Genomic DNA, 18,150 nt, shown 5'->3' on the forward strand with positions numbered 1-18,150 from the left:
GGGACCAGCGCGAGTTCAAAGCGGGTGAGGACCGACGGACCGTGCCCGGAGCGGACGCGTCGGTCAGTTTGATCGTTGCCGAGCAACGTCGGCACTAGGGACAATTTCCAAGCTGCCGTCGTTGTGGATCGTTATTTCGTAGCCCGTATACGAAAACGTAACATGCCCACTGCTATCTTCCGTAAACAGGTTATCGAGTGCGTCAGGATCAATTGTCGTCGCCAGCGGCGGTAGTTCCGTCGGCTCCGTTTCTTCGATGGCCGCGATGGTCAGAACGATATTCGTACTGATAAGTTCTGATTGCTCATGCTTGACATGATAGGAATTTGAACTATTGTCGTAGTTGATACGCTGTTCCCACCAACTCTCAGTCTGTGCTCTCATCTATACGATATTCTGCGAGTTCATTCGATTTCACATAAGCCTTTATGTTCCATGAGGTGACGGAATAGTCGGTTTAACTGAATATTGAAAAGGTGGTGTCAGATAGAAATAACAAGCTGAAGTATAATTTTCATGATTTTAGTTATACGTTATCTAACGAAACACTCGGAGACGAAGTGCCGGCCCGATAGCAGACCGGAGCGTCGAACTGACCGACAGGTAGTTATCCAATGGCGTTCGAGAGTACGGCGATGTGGCCCTGGGGACATCTCGCGTTCGCCTACGTGCTCTACTCGTCGTTCTTTCGTCTCCGGTACCGACTGCCGCCGACGTGGCCGGGAGTCGCGCTGTTAGCGCTCGGTTCGCAGGCGCCTGACCTCATTGACAAGCCGTTGGCGTGGACGCTCAGCCTCCTCCCGAGCGGCCGGTCGTTCGCTCATTCGCTCGTCCTCGGGGCGGTCATCGTCGTCGTCGCCGTTGCTATCATTCGAAGGCTGGACTTACCCGGCGAAAAAGCGTTTGTCATCGGGTACTACTCACATCTTGTCGGAGACAGCTACCGATCAGTTCTCACAGGGAAATTCCACGAACTTGCCTTCCTCCTGTGGCCGTTCGCGCCGCTGAACACCGGTGACGAGCCGACCGTCGGTATCGTCCACTACCTTTTGCATGTTCAACTGGATGGACAAGTCGTGATGGAACTCGGATTTGCGGGCGTCGTCGTCCTCTGGTGGGTTCTCGACGGTGCGCCGGGTGTGACAGCAGTGTGGAACGCGATGCGTCGCCGAATCACCCGACCGGCAAGCTAACTAATTTATTGAGATTCAATTATTTGTGAAATTACATCGATCATAATAATCTGGTGTGGATTCGTACTGGAGGACATGCACGTCGTCCTCGTCACTGCGTCCGCCGTACGTCACGACCACGTCCACGCGGGGAATGGACAAATACACAGTTCACTTCCAACGCTCTCCCGTCTCGCGGATGATGCGACAGTGTTCTCGCGGGCATACACGAGTTCACCGGACCACGAATCGACCCTTCGAGCGATACTGACGGGGACCCATCCGACAAGGGATCTGGGCGTCGTTCCGACGTTGGTTGATACCATCGCTGAGTCGGGGTGGGAAACGGGACTGTTTCACGGCGATTCGGACGGTCCGCTCACCTCGTGGGGGTTCGAGGTTCCCGACGAATCGACCACGCACAGCACGACCGAACAGTTCCGACAAATGCTCGGACAGAAGATAACAGCGGAGACAACACTCGGGGGACTGCTGGAACGCGGAGACCGATTGCTCGGATCGTCACTCGGCATTCGTCTCACTTCGTCGCCGACGCACGCCGGCGAAGCCGTGACGGAACGTGCGCTGTCATGGCTTACTGAGACGACAGAACCACAGTTCCTGTGGGTTCATTACGACGACGCGGCGGCACCGCACGTTCCGCGCGAAGGGACGGTAAGCGACGACATCGACAAGCGGACGGCGACGAAGCTCGCGTACGCCACCGAGAACGCGCCGGAAACGCTCACAGATGACGAACAGGAAACACTCAACACGCTGTATCGGGGCGAACTCGAACACCTCGATCAGTGCCTCGGTCAACTGTTCGACGGCATACAGTCACGTCTCGATGCGAACGAAACTGTGACGGCGTTCGCGGGGACAAGCGGGTGTCCGTTGGGCGAACACGGGACGTGGTACGAGACGACGAGCGATTTCCACGACGAATCGGTTCGCGTCCCCTTGTTCATTCACGGACCGGAGTTCGACGCCGAAACAGTGGAGTTTGCCGCCTCGTCCGTGGACATTCTGCCGACGCTTCTCGCCGCAGTCGGCGTCAAGTACGACCAACAGCGCGGTGGGTCCGACCTCCGGACGTTCATGGGTCGTCGTGTGACCGAACGGCAGGTGTTCGCTGCAAGCGGCAATGCGCTGTCAGAGGCGATGGTCTGTAACAGTCGGTGGAAACTGGCGCGGGCACTCCGTGAAGGTCGTGAGACGCTGTTCGACCACGGTGACGACCCCAAAGAACGCCGTGACCGCTCCAGTGAGAACCTGCCTGTCCACCGCGCTCTCTCGCACGCCCTGGACTGCTTCGTCGAAAACCGACGGACGCAACAAACGGAATCGTCCCACCGCGTCACAGCGTCCGGCGAACGCTGACGTTACGTGCGCCATAAAACCGCTCAGGAGCGACCAAGCCGTCGTTCTGAACCCGTTTATCGACATTCAGCTTTAGAAGAAATTCACGTTATGTTACTATTTTTCACCAAAAGATATTTGTAATTAACACACGATTAATCAGGTGGATGGCGCAAAACACCGCAGTTGGCAGCGCTCTGGGGGATGAAGCAGGCCGTCAGCCGTCCGGGTTCGTCCACGCGCCCGAGTCCGGGCGGATAGCCACTACCCGAGGATGGGCTATAGTAGCGTCTGCAAGTCTTCGCTCACGTGACTGCACAAGGTCGTGCGGTCGGGTGAGTAATCAGTTGCAGACGCTACGATACCGCTCACTGCGGCGGGTCATCGCGCTATCCACTGCTGCGTCGGGTCCGCCGGTCGAACGCAGCGACCATATCGCCAGCAGAACAAGCCGCAACCGCCACTTCGTCAGGTCACCGACGGCAGCCGCTGGGCTCTGTTGGTCTCCAGTAGTATCCAGAACCGTGTATCGGACTACGTAGTACCGACTCAGACCGTCGAGAGTTCCGTACTGCGACGAGACGGCTCCGAACTGTTATCGAGCGTGCGATAACACGCACAAAGCGATTCTCCCGCGGTATCCCAACAGTAACGGGTTTCGACCGCACGACGGCCGTTCTCGCCGAGCCGACGTGCGCGCTCGTGGTCTGTAGCGAGTTCGACGAATGCGAGTGCAAAGCCAGCCGGATCGTCAGCGCGGACGACGACTCCGGCGTCGGCGTCTTCGACGACACGGCGGAGCGGTTCCACATCAGTGACGACGACGGGCCGTGACATCGCCATATACTGGAACAGTTTGTGCGGGACCGTCGTCTCCGTGTGTCCCGTTGATTGGTGCGGGACGAGACAGACGTCGCTTGCGTCGATATATGAGGGTACGTCCTCGAAGGGGACACGGCCCGTGAACGTGACGTGATCTCCGATTCCGAGGTCGGTGACGATAGATTCGAGGTGACTGCGGTACTCTTGGCCGTTCCCGACGATAACGAGATGTGCGCTCGGGACTCGCTCTACGACGGCCGGCATCGAGCGGACGACCGCATCGAGTCCGCGGTGAGGACCGCCGAGGGTACCGACGTAGGAGATAACGAAATCGTCTTCGAATCCCACGTCGCGGAGTTCGGCGTCGTCGAATGTTTCCAAGGAAACGTAGTTCGAGACAATATCTACCTTCGAGGCGTCGATTCCGCAGTCTCTGACGTAGTGGGCTGCCGCCTCTTCGGTGACAGCGATAACCCGGTCAGCGCGTTGGACGGCGTCGCGTTCGATTCGCTTCCAGCGGAGAACCGGACGTGTGAGGCGACGAGCGACGTACCGGAAATTTGTGAACGAGTCGAGTGAGTCGCCGCGACGGTACTGTTTGACGGCTTCGGGCCAGTTCTCGTGAAGATCTGCGACGACCGGGAGGTCGTGTTTCTCGCCCGCAGCGAGTGCCGTATGGACCATCGGGAGATCATGCGCGTGAAGCGCCTCGATTCCCTCAGTGGGGACGATATCGTCTAACGCGTGAACCCACGACTCGACGACGTTAGTGACGAGAGTTCGTGTCCCAGCGGCGACGCCGTCGAGACCCGCGTACGCCGCTTGAAACGGGCGGCGGATGACGGTCGCCGAACCAACCTCCTCGCGGTCGGGAAGGTCCTCGTCGGCCTCCGACAGGATGTAAACAGTGTGACCGTCGGCGGCCAACGACTCGACCTCTTTTGCGAGACGGATGTCGGTTGGATAGACCGCGTTCAGGAGCATGCAGATGCGCATCGCTGGTACCTGCCACAACCGGTGACGAATAAAACGTTACGCAGGTTAGGAACCGTGAACTCGTTCGACAGAACGTTCGCCGCCGCATAATTAAGTCCGATTCGCCAGTGAAGACAGTATACCCCGCCGCCACACGGCGCGACACCCATGTCAGAAACCACAACAATCTCCGAGCCGACCACGTCGAACGATATCCGAGAAGAACGCCTCGAACGGTGGGTAAAACAACCGCCAGTCGGACCGAACATGCAGTATCTCCGCGACGCCGAACGGGTCGCCGCACTCGATCATCTCGGTCACCGCGACACAGTGTTAGATCTCGCCTCCGAATCAACACTGACGGCCGGTATCGACGCTGACGAGGTCGTCCGCCTCGACTTCTCGGCCGACGCCAGCGAGACGGCCCGCGAGGAACTCGGTGACCGCGTCGATACCTACGAAGTGACGGAACCAGAAGCACCGCGCTTGCCGTTTCCGGACAACCACTTTGACGGGGCAGTCTGCATCGGCCCTTACGACTGGAAGTTCCTCGACGTGGCCGGTCTAACCGACGAAGTACACCGCGTCACGACAGCCGACGGACTCTATGTCTTCTCCGTTCCGACACCGCGGTCACCCTACGCGGTAAACGGAAACAACCGCTTCTACGAACCCGAGGAAGCACTCGACATTATCTCGCCGGAGTGGACACTCACGGACTACGACCTCCTGTTTCAGTATCCCCGCCCCCTCCACCTCGGAATCAACTCCCTGCCAGAGAGCCTTCAAGAGCGATTCGTCACCGTTTCCGAACGACTCACAGAACAGTTGACCGAACGCGAGATGTGGCATCGCGCGTCCTATATCGTCCTCGCGGCGCGGCCGATGAAGTTCAAGTCGTACCTTCAACGGGGCGTTGAGTCGCTGTTCCGGCCGACCGGAGAGAACGGCTTCTGGGATGAGGTTACCGACTCCATTATCCGCGCACTGAACTACGAGATAGACGGTGACTCGGTAACGTGGTCACGCGACGAGAGCCGAGAGTGGCGCTACGCCACGATGGCGATGATGGGCGTGCTGAACTGGCGGGCGTCGTCCGTCGGATCGGACCGCCACGACAAGAAAATTCACCGCGAGTTCGAGTACTTCGACGAGCATATCGCGTCGGGCGAACTCCTGAACGAGATGCCGAGTTACGGACTCGGCCCGCTCCTCTCGGTTTACGCGACGGCCGCGACCGTGTTCGATGAGAAGCGCGAGTCGTACCTCGACTCGGCGCGGACGTTGTTCGATCACGCCGTGGAGACGGTCGAGTTTGACCACGCCGAAGACAGTCTCGTTCTCTACGGCGCGACGTATCTCCTCGAAGCGGATCCAACAGACGAACGGGTTCGGGCGTTCGTCAAGCGCGGCCTCTCCGAAATATCCGACCGTCGTGCTACCGAGGGACTGTTCCATTTCGACAATGCGACGACGCGACGACACCAAAACCAGATGTACACCTGTTGGGCGCTCGCGCGCGCCATCGAAGTGACCGGACAGACGGGCTACCTCACTGACGTGGAGTCGGCTCTCGATTACACCATCGAGCATCGGATGCGCAAAGACGGCGCATTCATCTGGGAGGATCTGCCGTTCTACGCCCGAATCCCCGGCGAGATTCGGAATCGGCTCACCGAACGGACGCCGTACTGGCAGTATCTATACGAGTGCCACCAGACGTTCTTCGTCAACGCCGTCGCACATTACTACGACGCGGGTGGCGAGAACGACTATACACAGGCGGTGCGCCGCGCGATGGCGTGGATATTCGAGACAAACGGCACTGGCCGTGATCTCGTTGACGTGTCGGGTATCGGCGTCCCGATGCGGCAGGTGACAGTAGACGGGCGGATGGACAACCGACAGTTCACCAGTGGATGGCGCGACCAACAGTACAAAGGAACGTACGAAGTCGGCTCCTACGTGATGGCGCTGACGCATCTCCTCGACGGCACCATCAACTGAATGGCTGAACCGATCTGCCAAGTGGGCTGCTACGCCGAGTACTAGAATGCCTCGATTCAGGCGACAGCGGCGTCTTCGAAGAATAGCCCGCCCATAACTATCCCGGGAGGGGCCGTCCCAACGGCCACTACGATGACGCAGCCGCAGTCACGACCCAACATCATCTGGATCTCTCTGGAGAGCGTCCGCGCCGACCACACCTCCGTCGGCGGGTACCACCGTGACACGACACCGAACCTGCGCCGCATTGCAGACTTACGGGACGGCCGGTCGTTCGACGAGTGTTTCGCCCACGCTCGATGGACACCCGCGGTCTCTACCTCTATTCTGACGGGGACGTATCTCACAACGCACGGCGTCGGTCACGCGAACACGCGCGACGTTCGCCAACTCCCCGGCGACCTGAAGACAGCCCCCGAACTGCTGAAGTCGGAAGGGTACACCACCGCCGGGTTCAGCAGTAACCCGTGGATTAGCGACGTGATCGGACTCGACCGTGGATTCGACCGCTTCAAGGCAAATCCCAACCGCGACGACTTCCTCTCGCCGAGAGGCGTGCGGGCCGGGTGCAACTATCTCCGCGAGTTTACCACCATGGGTGCCGGATTCGAGACGGAGCCGATCTACCACGCGCAGTGTCTGCCGCCGTACTACCAATATCAATCACTCTGTGAGTGGGTAGACGACCTCTCCAACGAAGACCGCCCATACTTCCTGTATACCCATATGAACAGTTCGCACCACCCGTACAATCCACCGCTTTCCCTCCTGAAGCGGTTCTTGGGAGAGTTCGATGGAACCCCGAAGGAGGCCATCGAGACGGCGAAGGAACTGACGAACAACATCTGGCGAGAAGTAGCCCACGGCTGCGACTTCACTGCCCAGCAACGAGCCGCGCTGAAGGCCGTCTACGACGCTGAGATAGCGTTCTCAGACCACTTCGTCGGGAAACTGTTCGAACACGTGCGCGCGAATACCGACCAAAAGACGGTGTTCGTGATAACCGGCGATCACGGCGAACTGTTCGGCGAGCAGGGCGTTCTCGGGCACAATCTCACCCTCCATGACGGGCTAACGAAGGTACCAATGGTGACCTACGGGATGAACTTCTCCGAAAGCGTCACCGAGAACGTCGTCCAGCACATGGACGTGATGCAGACACTGGTCAGTGCCGTCGGCGGCGACACCAGTCAGTTCCAAGGCGTGGATCTGGCACGCGAGACACGCACGTACGCGCTCATGCAACGCGGCCCCCGAATGGACGACCTGAACACCGTCCTCGAACACAACCCCGACTGCGATATCAGCAAGTACCATGCAGGAGCAATAGACTGTCTCCGCTCTGTAGAATGGAAATACCAGCGGAGCGACGACCGAACGGAACTGTTCAAGCTCCCCGATGAGGAGACGAACGTCGTGGACAAATATCCGGACGCTGCCGCAGAGATGGACGCTGCGCTGGACGAGATGCTTCCCGAGGCGCAGTTCGACGACGACGACAGAGAAGCGGCCAATCAAGTCGAACTCTCATCGCAGATGAAAGACCACCTCGCAGACCTCGGATATCTCTAATCGGTCCCCAACGACGGTTGTTTTTGTCTAAAATAGTAAATATAGATGACATTTATGTCTGGTCGCAACAAATAGTGGCGACGAGCAACAGAGAGAAGCGGCGAAAACGGACAGAGGTGGCACTAGAACAGAGAGGGCGTTGGATCTGAGACGGAGGGGTACACGGACAGATTGGAAAAATCAGCCGTCTACGAAGAGATTTGAAGATTATTTGTCACTTTGTCAGTTAGCCGTTCCCTGTTATCGGCTAGTTCCGTATTCAGCTTCGGTTTCCAGATGCCACAAGTGGGATTATCGTGGCTAACTTTGGTTTGTGATTACGTGTCAAATGGTAACGTGCCAGCCATGATTCGCTCAAACACCAAACAGAGCGCTATCGCCATCGTGTTAGCTCTCGTGACACTGACCGCATCAATCACAGCGGGTGTTGTTTTCGCCACAGGACCGGCCGTGGCGCACGGCGACCACACCGACGGTGGGGGGACTGACGGGTCGAACGAGTGGGCGACCGATTCAGACTCGTTCAAATCCGAGACGGTGTTATCGGGACTTGACCGACCGACCGAGACTGTCTTTCTCCCCGACGGTCGGATACTGATCATTCAACAAGGTGGGAAGATACTCATCGACGACCCAACGACGAAAGGTGGGGCCGAAACGTACCTCAACATCAACCAAGTCGATAGTCTCGAATCAAATCGTGAGCGCGGTCTCCTCGGAATCGCCATCGCGCCCGACTTCGAGCAAAGCGGGGATTTCTACGTCTATTACACCCGTCTCGACAATCCCGGTGCGGAAGACGAGGCGGACACCGAACCGGAGAACGTACTCGCTGCGTTCACTCACCGAGAGAACAGCGGTGGGACGACGAGTCGGGCAGACCCGAACAGCAAGCAGATTCTCTGGCGCAACGAGATTCGGACCGGGAAATCTATCGTCTGCTGTCACTTCGGTGGCGGACTCGACATCGGACCGGACGGGAAAATATACATCACGACCGGTGAGGAGTTCCAAGGCTGGCGCTCGCAGGATCTCTCTGTGCCCGACGGTAAGGTCATCCGCCTGAATCAAGATGGCTCGATCCCGCAAGACAATCCGTTCGTCGATGACGGAGACCCCGAGACCCTCGGAGAGGTTTGGGCGTACGGTCTCAGAAATCCGTACCGGGCGAAGTTCGCTCCCAACGGGAATCTCTACATCGGAGAAGTCGGGTCCAACCGAGAAGAGGAACCGAGTTCGCAAGAAGACATCCATCTCGGAGCAAAAGGTGCGAACTACGGATGGCCCAACTGCGAAGGTAACTGTGATGACCCCGCGTACGACGACCCGATCTATACGTACTCGCACATCGATTCGGGTGATCCGCCGGGTGCGGCAGTCACGGTCGGACCCGTCTACACCGGCGACATGTACCCTGCGGAGTACGACAACGTCCTGTTCTACAGCGACTACAACGACGGATGGGTCAAGTATCTCACCCTGAACGATGACGGGACGACAGTCGGGCAGAGCTACAACTTCGACGCCGACGCTGGACCGCTCGTGTCGTTGACGATGGGCCCGGACGGCGCGCTCTACGGGACGAACTACGGTGGACCGCCGGGTGCAGGTGAAATCGTTCGCTACGTCTACGAAGACACAAACAGCGCACCGAGCATCGACTCGACGAGCGTCTCGCCTGAAAGCGGTGCGATCCCACTTGAGGTAACGTTCGAGGCGAGTGCATCGGACCCCAACGGCGACGATCTGACGTACACATGGCATTTCGGCGATGGAACGACAACCCGCGGCGCGAGCGTCACACACACCTACAGTGAGGCAGGGTCGTACGACACCTACGTCGAAGTGAGCGATGGAAACACGACCGTCGAGTCAGGAACGACGACGATCACGGCAGGCGAACCACCACAAGTTGACATTACGACGCCTGCAAACGGCTCTCTGTTCCGTGCGGGCGACTCGATAGACGTTGCGGCGGACGTAACAGATCCCGAAGACGGGCAACTGAGTGGTGACTCCGTCGAGTGGTCGGCCTTCCTCACGCACAACGATCACATCCACCCGGACACGACCACAACGGGCAACTCGTTCACGTTCGACGTTCCAACAACGGGGCACCCCACAACCGGCGACGTTGGCTACAGACTCTCGGTAACCGCTACGGATTCGGACGGTCTCCAGACGACCAAGAGCATCGAGATACGACCTGACGAAGTCGATGTCACGCTGAAGACGGAACCCGACGGGATCCCTATCGACATCGAGGGATCGCCAAAATCCACCGACGGTGGATACACGTTCGATACGGTGATCGGCTACGAACACAGTCCGTCAGCTCCGGAATCAGTCTGTCGGCAGGGAACGACCTACGAGTTCACAGGGTGGAGCGACGACAACACGGAGCGCGTCCGGACGTTCACCGTCCCCGAGTCTGACACGACGCTGACTGCGCAGTACCAGTCGGCCGGGTCCTGCGAAGACCTCCCCGAAAGCGGACTCGTCGGACACTACGAAGCCGACTCGGGTGTACAGATGAACGCGAGCGGCGTAACCGGATGGACGGACAAATCCGGAAACGGAAACGACCTCAGCGCCGCGGGCGCACCGCAGTTCGACGCTGACGGCGCGACCGGCGCAGGTGCAATCGCCTTCGACGGCGAGGATGACGTACTCGACCGGTCCGGTCTCACCGGGTTCTCCGGCGGAAGCGAGAACCGCTCGATGTTTCTCGTCGCCAACTACACCGACAACAACGGCGGATTCGGCGGTGTCGCCTACGGCCGCGGCGGAAACAACAAGGCGTTCGGTCTGGTCGTTGACGACAAGGGTCGGTTGACAGTCCAAGGCTTCGGCGGCGGCAACGACTTCCCCTCGGACAAACAGGGCCTCGGTGCCGGACGGCTCACGCAGTCGGTCGTCTACGAAGGCGGCCAGTTCACTCAGTACGCCAACGGCCAACAACTGAACTCCGGAACCCATCAGTTCGACACGAATCCGCAGCGGTTCGTCGTCGGCGGTGAGATAACGCCGCCGCCGTACACCGAGATGCGCGTGTCTGCTGTCCTTGTCTACAACCGCGCACTCTCGACTGAAGAGCGGCAGCAGGTCCAGTCGTACCTCTCCGAGAAGTACATCGGAAACAGCACCACAGAACCGAACGACCCGCCCGAACTGGGAGACATATCCGTCACCTACACGGGCGGCGAGAAATCGATTAACGTGACCGCGGCGGCGTCGGACCCCGACGGCGACGTTGATCCGTCGAGCGTCCGCATCGTCGAACAACCGACGAGCGGAACCGTGACGAACAACGGCGACGGCACCGTGACGTATGCGACCAGCGACGAAAGCGCAACGAGCGATTCGTTCACTGTCGCTATCAGTGACACCGACGGGGCCGAGTCCGCTCCGGCGACGGTTGACCTCACCTACCAGATCAGCGAAACCAACGCGCCACCGACGGCGAACGACGACGCTGCAAACGTCACTGTCGGTCAGAGTGTCAAAATCCCGGTCCTCGGAAACGACGGTGACTCCGATGGCTCTCTCGACACCTCGTCGGTGACAATCGTCGCACAGCCCTCGACCGGGAGCGTGACGATAGACGGCGACGGGGCTATCACGTACACGCACACCGGTGACAGCGCAACGACGGACTCGTTCACCTACGAAGTCTCCGACGACGACGGCGATATCTCGAACGTTGCGACGGTCGAGATTACCGTTGCGGAGCCAGATCCGGCCGACGGCGTACCCGAGACGAACGACGACCACGGAACGGTCGAATCGGGGGAAACGGTTACGCTCAGCGTACTTGCCAACGACTCCGCGAGCGTCGATGCGAGTACGCTCCGAATCGACGGCGACGCAGACCACGGAACCGCGACAGTAGAGAACGGTCAACTCGTCTACCAACACAGCGGAGATTCGGCGACGGACGACATGATCGAGTACACCGTCGCGGACGCGAACGGAAATCGCTCGGCCCCGACGTTCGTCTTCATCGAAATCACAGAGTCAACCGACCAAGACCCCGAAGAAGGCGATACCGACGAAAGCGACGGTGGCGACAACGGCGGTGAAGACGGGAGCAATGACGGAGACAACAACGGTGGCGGATCGAGTCCACCACCGAGCAACAATGGCGGCGGAGGCGATGACCGACCATCTCGTCCGTCCAGCCCGTCCGGTAGTTCCGCCGGAAGCGGGTCAGTTCCGTCTGCCGAGCAGAAAGCGTCCTTCGAGGTCTCGAACGTGGCGCTTTCGAGTACGAACGTCACCGTTGGAGAAACTGTGAACGCCTCGGCCGTCGTCGATAACACCGGCAACGCAGCGGGAAGTACAACTGTTGATCTCGCTGTCGGGAACGACACCGTCGATGCTCGAAGCCTCACGGTCGGCGCAGGAGCGAATGTGACCGTGGCGTTCTCGTACACGTTCGATCAGTCGGGAGCGTACGAACTCCGACTCGGGAACCAGTCGCTCGGGACAGTGACCGTCTCCAACGCGACGCAGACGGACGAATCCAACAACGACGACACGGGCGACGGAGACAGCACATCGGAGGCAGTGACAGAGGGAACCGGGACTGACGAACGTAACGAGCGCGTAGAGAACGGAAATCGCAGTAGTACAGAGACGAGGACAGCCACCGACGAACCGACGGCAGTCACAGCAGATGATGAAAACAAGGAGAACAGCACGGAGACAGAGACGAACACCGGAACCCCCGGTTTCGGACCGTTCGTCGCAGTGCTCTCGGTACTCCTCGCGGTTGTGATGCTTGGGCGTCGCCGTCTGGACTGATTCGTTCGGCCCAAAGGCAAGATAACGGTTTGTGCCTTCCGGACGTTGACTTCTGAAAACAGGATCTCAGACACTCTCACGGCTCGTTATCGGGTATTCACCAACTAACTATTTTCACTGGAACGAAACGACGGAGCAAATGAAACGGTTCCTCGTCGTCCTCACGTGTCTCGCTGTCCTCCTTGCAGGAGTCAGTATCAGTGCAAACGCTGTCGAAGCGCAGTCGAACGAAACAACCTACTCGCTGGACACCCCCGGAAGCGTCACCGTCCACGACCGGAAAGCGACCATCGGCGGAACAGAGAGGGACATCACCTCACTTGTCGGGATGTATCCGGGTGAAGAGGTGCTTGTCAACGTGGCCGCACCAGCAGACGAACTCGCCGTTGTTACCGTCCGGACGGCGGACGGAACCGTCCGCCAGAAGGATAGTGTGACGACAGGTGAGAGTGTTCTCGTAGACAGTTCCGAATACGACCCCGGTACCTACTACCTCGTACTCTCGACAGATGGGCAGGTACGAACGGTCAGCCTCCTCATCGTCTCGAAGTACCGAGTGAGTTTCGGATTCGACTCGATAACAGATGAGGCGCTTACCGGTGATGTGACGGTTGCTGGTGGCGTCAGTGATGCCGAATCGGTCCAACTTGTCCTCTCGAACGATGAAGCCGACTTCCGGACGGAGGCCGGGACAGTGCGCAAGGGCCTCCACGACTTCAGTCTCGCACTTGAGGACGTTCCCGACGGAAACTACACCGCGATCATCGAAGTCGTCAAGACGGAAGCGAACGGCACGAGGACGATACTCGCCACGAGTCAAGTCCGCACAGTCACTGTCGGATCAACCGACACCGGTGAGAGCGTTGCCGTCGCATCCGATACAACGGAGACGGAGGCTGGCCCAACTGACGCATCTGCCGAGGTGAAGACCGCAACCAAGACCGCTGGGCTGGACAACGGTGAAACTGTTGCACCGACCGAGTCGGACTCAACGGTTCCCGACCTCAGTCCGGCCGTCCTCTTTGCCATCCTCGTCTCGTTGGCCATCGTTTCCCGCATCCGAAGACTGACCCGTTAATCTGTTCCTAACAGCATTAGATCACGGGACTGAGTGCCGACGATAGGGAGAATGCAAACTGTCGTCCAGTGGAAACCCCAAACTGTCGTCCAGTAGAGACCCTAAACAAAAGGTACTATAGTGTTCAGATGACTGTCAGGCAGTATGGGAAACGGGCTGAGCGTCGTGAATGCTGTCGGTAGTGGTTTGCTGGTTTTTGCGGTGCTTATGCTATTTGCATCGCCGATTCTCTATCGAGGGTGGCAGAACCGGGTGAAATATCACGAGTATGCTCGTCTCCATGCAAAGTCGCCAAACGTGGCTACAGACGGCGAAATCGCACTGCTATCTGGTCGGATAAAGGACACAAAGAATCAGATTAAGTCACCAGTACAGTCAGAAGACTGTGTAATGGCGTTCTGGAAGGTTGCGACGTACTTCCGGTATGGGCTACTTGGTGTGAAGGCGCACTGGTCAGAAGAGGGAGTTGGTATCGACGCGGGAGAGATTGTACTCGCTGGGGACCACGAGGACGTGATAATTGAGGGAGCTAGTGGCAGCCAACAATTGGATTCGCGGGACAAGCTTGGGAAGATTGCTGGTTCCAAGCGGGATTCGGTTCTTGGTTCCATTTCACTCATGCTTGACGGTTCCAAATTTGAAGACAGGGTGCATCCAACAGCGGACTGGCCGCAAGAATACGAGAATCTCGGCGCGAGAGTCGGGGTTCAGAGCGATGAGCATCAGTCACAAGGGGTTCTCGGCCGGTTGCTGAGCAAGTTGCGAACGCCAGCAGGGACAGTACAGTTCCAAGAGGCAGTGATGCGGGCGGGTGAGCCACTAACAGTTGTCGGACGAGTCGTCGGTAGTCGAGATAAGCGAGTGAAATTGGAAGAAAATGACGCTGTGGACCCGATTATTACTCGATTGTCACCATCAGAGCTACGGTCGAAACATCGAAGAGCGTACGTAACACAACTGTACGCCGTTCCGCTGGTCTTGATCGCGTTTGCTTCACTAACGGGGTATGCTGTCTACCTGTAACCACGCTTGGAAGGTGGACGGACAGGGAGAGGGAAGAAGAGGGACAGACAGAAAGGGGAGAAGAGGGACAGACAGAAAGGGGAGAAGAGGGACAGACAGGAAGTAGAACGGGGGAAGAACAGCGGACGCGGTGGTGTCGGGTGGACAATCAAAGATCGCCAGGGCGCTGACAAACTAGAGCGGCGGACGTAGGCAGCGTACTTAGAACAGCGGACGTGTGGTGTCCAAGCCGAACTAGATACCATCAGACGGATTGGAAAACCGGAAATTCGAAAACGGGTGAAACACAGTTCGTATTCGAGAACTCCAACACCACTATGTCCGGAGTATCTCCAGTTAATAACGCCTCGACGTTTCGAAATCAAAGGAGTCGAGTTACAAAGTCAGGTTCCGTGGAATTCGTCGAGCGTCGTCGGTTTGTCGCCGTCGTCGAGGTACGGATCGATGCTGTCGTGGACGCCGACGAGTTCGACGGTGTCCGACATCGCCGAGAGAATGAGTTCGACATCCATGTCGAGTGCGTATTCACGGTACGTTCCACCACGGCGGCCTTCGTTCCGTTCGGTGACTGAGACGATGCCCAGCATAGCGAGTTCGCTCAGATGGTCGCGCATCCGTCGCGGAACAAGTGGGTCGCGGTTTGCGAGTTCGGCAAAACGGGTGTAGCGGGGTCGAACATCGCGCGAACGGATGGGTGTCTCGTCTTCAAGGTCCAAGGTGAGGAGAGCGTAGAGGACAAGGTGACCATGCTCGGTCAGTCCGTTGATACCCTCTTTGATTCGGCCGCGTTCGAGAGCACGACGTCCACGCCGGACGTGATCTTCTTCGATGGTCTCGGTATCTTCGTCGCGTGCAAGATCACCTGCCTTCATGAGAAGGTCGATTGACTGGCGCGCATCACCCGCGTCTTTCGCGCCGTAGGCGGCACACAGCGGGATAACTTCCTCCGAGAGGACGCCGTCGTGGAAGGCGACTTCCGCCCGCTGTTCGAGGATGGCACGGAGATTTTCGGCGTTGTAGGCGGGGAAATGAATCTCCTGTTCGCACAGTGAACTCTTGACTTTCGGGGAGAGGTCGTCGCGGAAAGAGAAGTCGTTCGAGATACCGATAAGACCGATTTTTGCGACTTCGAGATTGCCGTTGGCGCGGGCACGGGGGAGTTGATACAAGATGCTGTCATCGTTGACGTGATCGATCTCGTCAAGAACGACGAGAACGGTTCCCGCTCGGTCGTCGAGTTCCTCCCAGAGCATCTCGTAGACCGAGGCGAGAGGGTAGCCCGTCGTAGATATCTGATTCGATTCCGACCGAAGGCTGTTAACAAGACGAGTAGCAATCTGGTACGAACTCGTGAGTCCGTCGCAGTTGAGGAACGTCACCGAGAGGTCGATGTCGTCGTACTGGGCAGCGTCCTCACGGAGGTGCGAAAGGAGGTACTTCGTCGCTGCGGTTTTTCCGACTCCGGTTTTCCCGTACAGGAAAACGTTGTTTGGTTGCTCGCCGTTGATCACGGGCTGGAGTGCCGCCTGATACGTTCGGAGTTCTTCGTCTCTCCCAACGAGTTGTTCGGGCTGGTAATCCTCACGAAGGGCATCCCGGTCCCGATAGATGTCGTTGTCCCGCTCGAACAGCGCCATGAACACGTCCACTCATCGGTGGCTTATAAAACCACCGCGTCCGGAGTGTCCGCTGTTCTCGAAGTATATAAAGAATGGCGAACACACACCCCCTCCACTTTGTCCGGAGTTCTAGTGAAAAGAGGAGGTGGGGGTCGTGACGAGCAGCAGTAACCCTTAGTAAACCGACGGTTTTATTGTGTAGCCAACCAAGTTACTCCGTAGTCCTCTTTGAAAGAGATAATGAGTGAGGGAACGAACGAATATTCTCTTTCTAGTGTGTATAAACCGCTAAACCGGCAACTCTGGTGCGCGTAATCATCCGACATCTCATTCGGTCACCTATCCCCCTCACCCCTCCACAAGACGAGAACAGCGGACAAAGTGGAGGGGGTGTGTTGCGACAGTTGGAACGACACGGAGCTACGTTGAAACCGACTTAGAACCGTGCTGGACCCGGCTACGAACGTGTTTGGGACACAGAGTGCAGTAAAATCGCCTTAGCGAGGAGCGTGACAAGCTATCGACTGGATCGTTCGTCCCATTACACTGTTTTGATGACGATGCCGATTCACCGAATCCCAAGAACAGCGGACATGGTGGTGTGTTCGAGAGACGATTGACGTTCGAGCTACGACTCAAATTCGAACTCGAGATTGATCTGTATTCGAATCGCATCTGAAACTTGTCGATAACTCCGGACAAAGTGGGGTTCGAGACGACTTTTATTCTCTGACAAATAGCATTATTTTGCGAATTTAAACACGTTCTATAGGGTTATTACTCCGGACGCGATGGTTTCGCTTTGAGAAACGAAGTGACTGCTACTTGGGTGTCGAAATAAGCTCTGCCAACTCAAATAAACTGTGCTAACTCAGTATGATGGCTCGAGATGCAATCTCTGGTTCGACCAAACCGACGCTATACTGACCGAACTGACGTCACAGTTCGTCCGGGTACTCTCTCAGTTGTAGAACAGCGGACAAAGTGGAGGGGGTGTGTTCGACAGTACGTTCGAGAATAGCGGTATCAATGGGGTAACACAGCTGAGTTTTCGTCACGATCTCCAAAATGCCGCGGTCATTCTCCTGCGCACGCGAGCGAAGAAGATAATATACTGACCTAGTCTATCACCGACACAGTCTATCATTGACTCTCAACGAACACCACTCCGTCCGCTGTTCTTTGTGAGCTCTCGACCGTTGTTACCGTTCGAGAGACGGAAGTGCTTAGAGTTAAGTTTCGCGCCCGAGTGATTTAGATATGGTCAAACTCGACGACGTGGATCCTGATGAACTTCGTCGTACTCTCGCAGAGGTCGATTCCGCGAAGGAGGCGAAGCGACTCGTCGTCGCTTTAGACTATCTCGACGACGTACCGGTTTCTGTTCTCGCAGATCGGTACGGAATCCCGCGTTCAACGCTGTACTACTGGCTTGACCGATTCGAGACTGAATCCATTGAGGAGGCGATAACCGATGAGGATCGTCCGGGCCGTCCTCGGAAACTCGACGAGGAGGACCGAAACCGACTCCGCAGTCACCTCGATACGACGCCCAGAGAGTACAACTACGATGCAGACGAGTGGACTCCGGAACTCGTTAGAGAGCATGTTGAGCATACGTTCGGCGTGACGTACTCTGTCGGTCATATTCGTCGTCTCCTCCGTGACCTGCAGTCTTCGTGAAACTAGCGCGCTTTTCATTTCCAACTCGTTC

Annotated in this window: 11 protein-coding genes; 8 read left to right on the forward strand and 3 right to left on the reverse strand. The window is 57.7% G+C overall.

Annotated elements, in window-relative coordinates; genetic code table 11:
- Positions 1-63: 63 nt before the first annotated feature.
- Positions 64-384, reverse strand: a complete 321-nt coding sequence (locus HBOR_RS18520; protein ID WP_006055787.1) for a HalOD1 output domain-containing protein — start codon at positions 382-384, stop codon at positions 64-66.
- Between the two features lie 230 nt (positions 385-614).
- Between HBOR_RS18520 and HBOR_RS18525 the strand changes: the two genes are divergently transcribed.
- Positions 615-1,193, forward strand: coding sequence for a metal-dependent hydrolase (locus tag HBOR_RS18525; protein WP_006055788.1), 579 nt, complete (start codon positions 615-617; stop codon positions 1,191-1,193).
- A gap of 75 nt (positions 1,194-1,268) precedes the next feature.
- On the forward strand, positions 1,269-2,555 hold the full coding sequence (locus HBOR_RS18530; RefSeq protein ID WP_006055789.1) for a sulfatase-like hydrolase/transferase: 1,287 nt from the start codon (positions 1,269-1,271) through the stop codon (positions 2,553-2,555).
- 528 nt (positions 2,556-3,083) lie between these two features.
- Here the strand turns inward: HBOR_RS18530 and HBOR_RS18535 are convergent.
- On the reverse strand, positions 3,084-4,352 hold the full coding sequence (locus HBOR_RS18535; RefSeq protein ID WP_241432378.1) for a glycosyltransferase family 4 protein: 1,269 nt from the start codon (positions 4,350-4,352) through the stop codon (positions 3,084-3,086).
- Between the two features lie 147 nt (positions 4,353-4,499).
- On the opposite strand from HBOR_RS18535, the gene HBOR_RS18540 reads away from it, so the two are divergent.
- From HBOR_RS18540 to HBOR_RS18560, 5 genes are all read left to right on the forward strand, one after another.
- Positions 4,500-6,338, forward strand: a complete 1,839-nt coding sequence (locus tag HBOR_RS18540; protein WP_006055791.1) for a class I SAM-dependent methyltransferase — start codon at positions 4,500-4,502, stop codon at positions 6,336-6,338.
- 132 nt (positions 6,339-6,470) lie between these two features.
- Complete coding sequence (locus HBOR_RS18545) at positions 6,471-7,910, forward strand: sulfatase (protein WP_006055792.1); 1,440 nt, start codon at positions 6,471-6,473, stop codon at positions 7,908-7,910.
- A 345-nt stretch (positions 7,911-8,255) separates the two neighbouring features.
- On the forward strand, positions 8,256-12,716 hold the full coding sequence (locus HBOR_RS18550) for a PQQ-dependent sugar dehydrogenase (protein ID WP_013440807.1): 4,461 nt from the start codon (positions 8,256-8,258) through the stop codon (positions 12,714-12,716).
- 139 nt (positions 12,717-12,855) lie between these two features.
- Positions 12,856-13,794 (forward strand): T9SS type A sorting domain-containing protein, encoded by a 939-nt coding sequence (locus HBOR_RS18555; protein ID WP_006055795.1) that lies wholly within the window; start codon positions 12,856-12,858, stop codon positions 13,792-13,794.
- A gap of 144 nt (positions 13,795-13,938) precedes the next feature.
- Positions 13,939-14,817 (forward strand): hypothetical protein, encoded by an 879-nt coding sequence (locus HBOR_RS18560; RefSeq protein ID WP_006055796.1) that lies wholly within the window; start codon positions 13,939-13,941, stop codon positions 14,815-14,817.
- 383 nt (positions 14,818-15,200) lie between these two features.
- Here the strand turns inward: HBOR_RS18560 and HBOR_RS18565 are convergent, their stop codons facing one another.
- Positions 15,201-16,454, reverse strand: coding sequence for an orc1/cdc6 family replication initiation protein (locus HBOR_RS18565; protein WP_013440808.1), 1,254 nt, complete (start codon positions 16,452-16,454; stop codon positions 15,201-15,203).
- A 1,242-nt stretch (positions 16,455-17,696) separates the two neighbouring features.
- On the opposite strand from HBOR_RS18565, the gene HBOR_RS18570 reads away from it, so the two are divergent.
- Positions 17,697-18,119: a helix-turn-helix domain-containing protein gene (locus HBOR_RS18570; RefSeq protein ID WP_006055798.1), complete on the forward strand. Its 423-nt coding sequence runs from the start codon at positions 17,697-17,699 to the stop codon at positions 18,117-18,119.
- The last annotated feature ends 31 nt before the right edge of the window (positions 18,120-18,150 follow it).

The sequence above is a fragment of the Halogeometricum borinquense DSM 11551 genome (assembly GCF_000172995.2).
Lineage (GTDB): Archaea > Halobacteriota > Halobacteria > Halobacteriales > Haloferacaceae > Halogeometricum > Halogeometricum borinquense.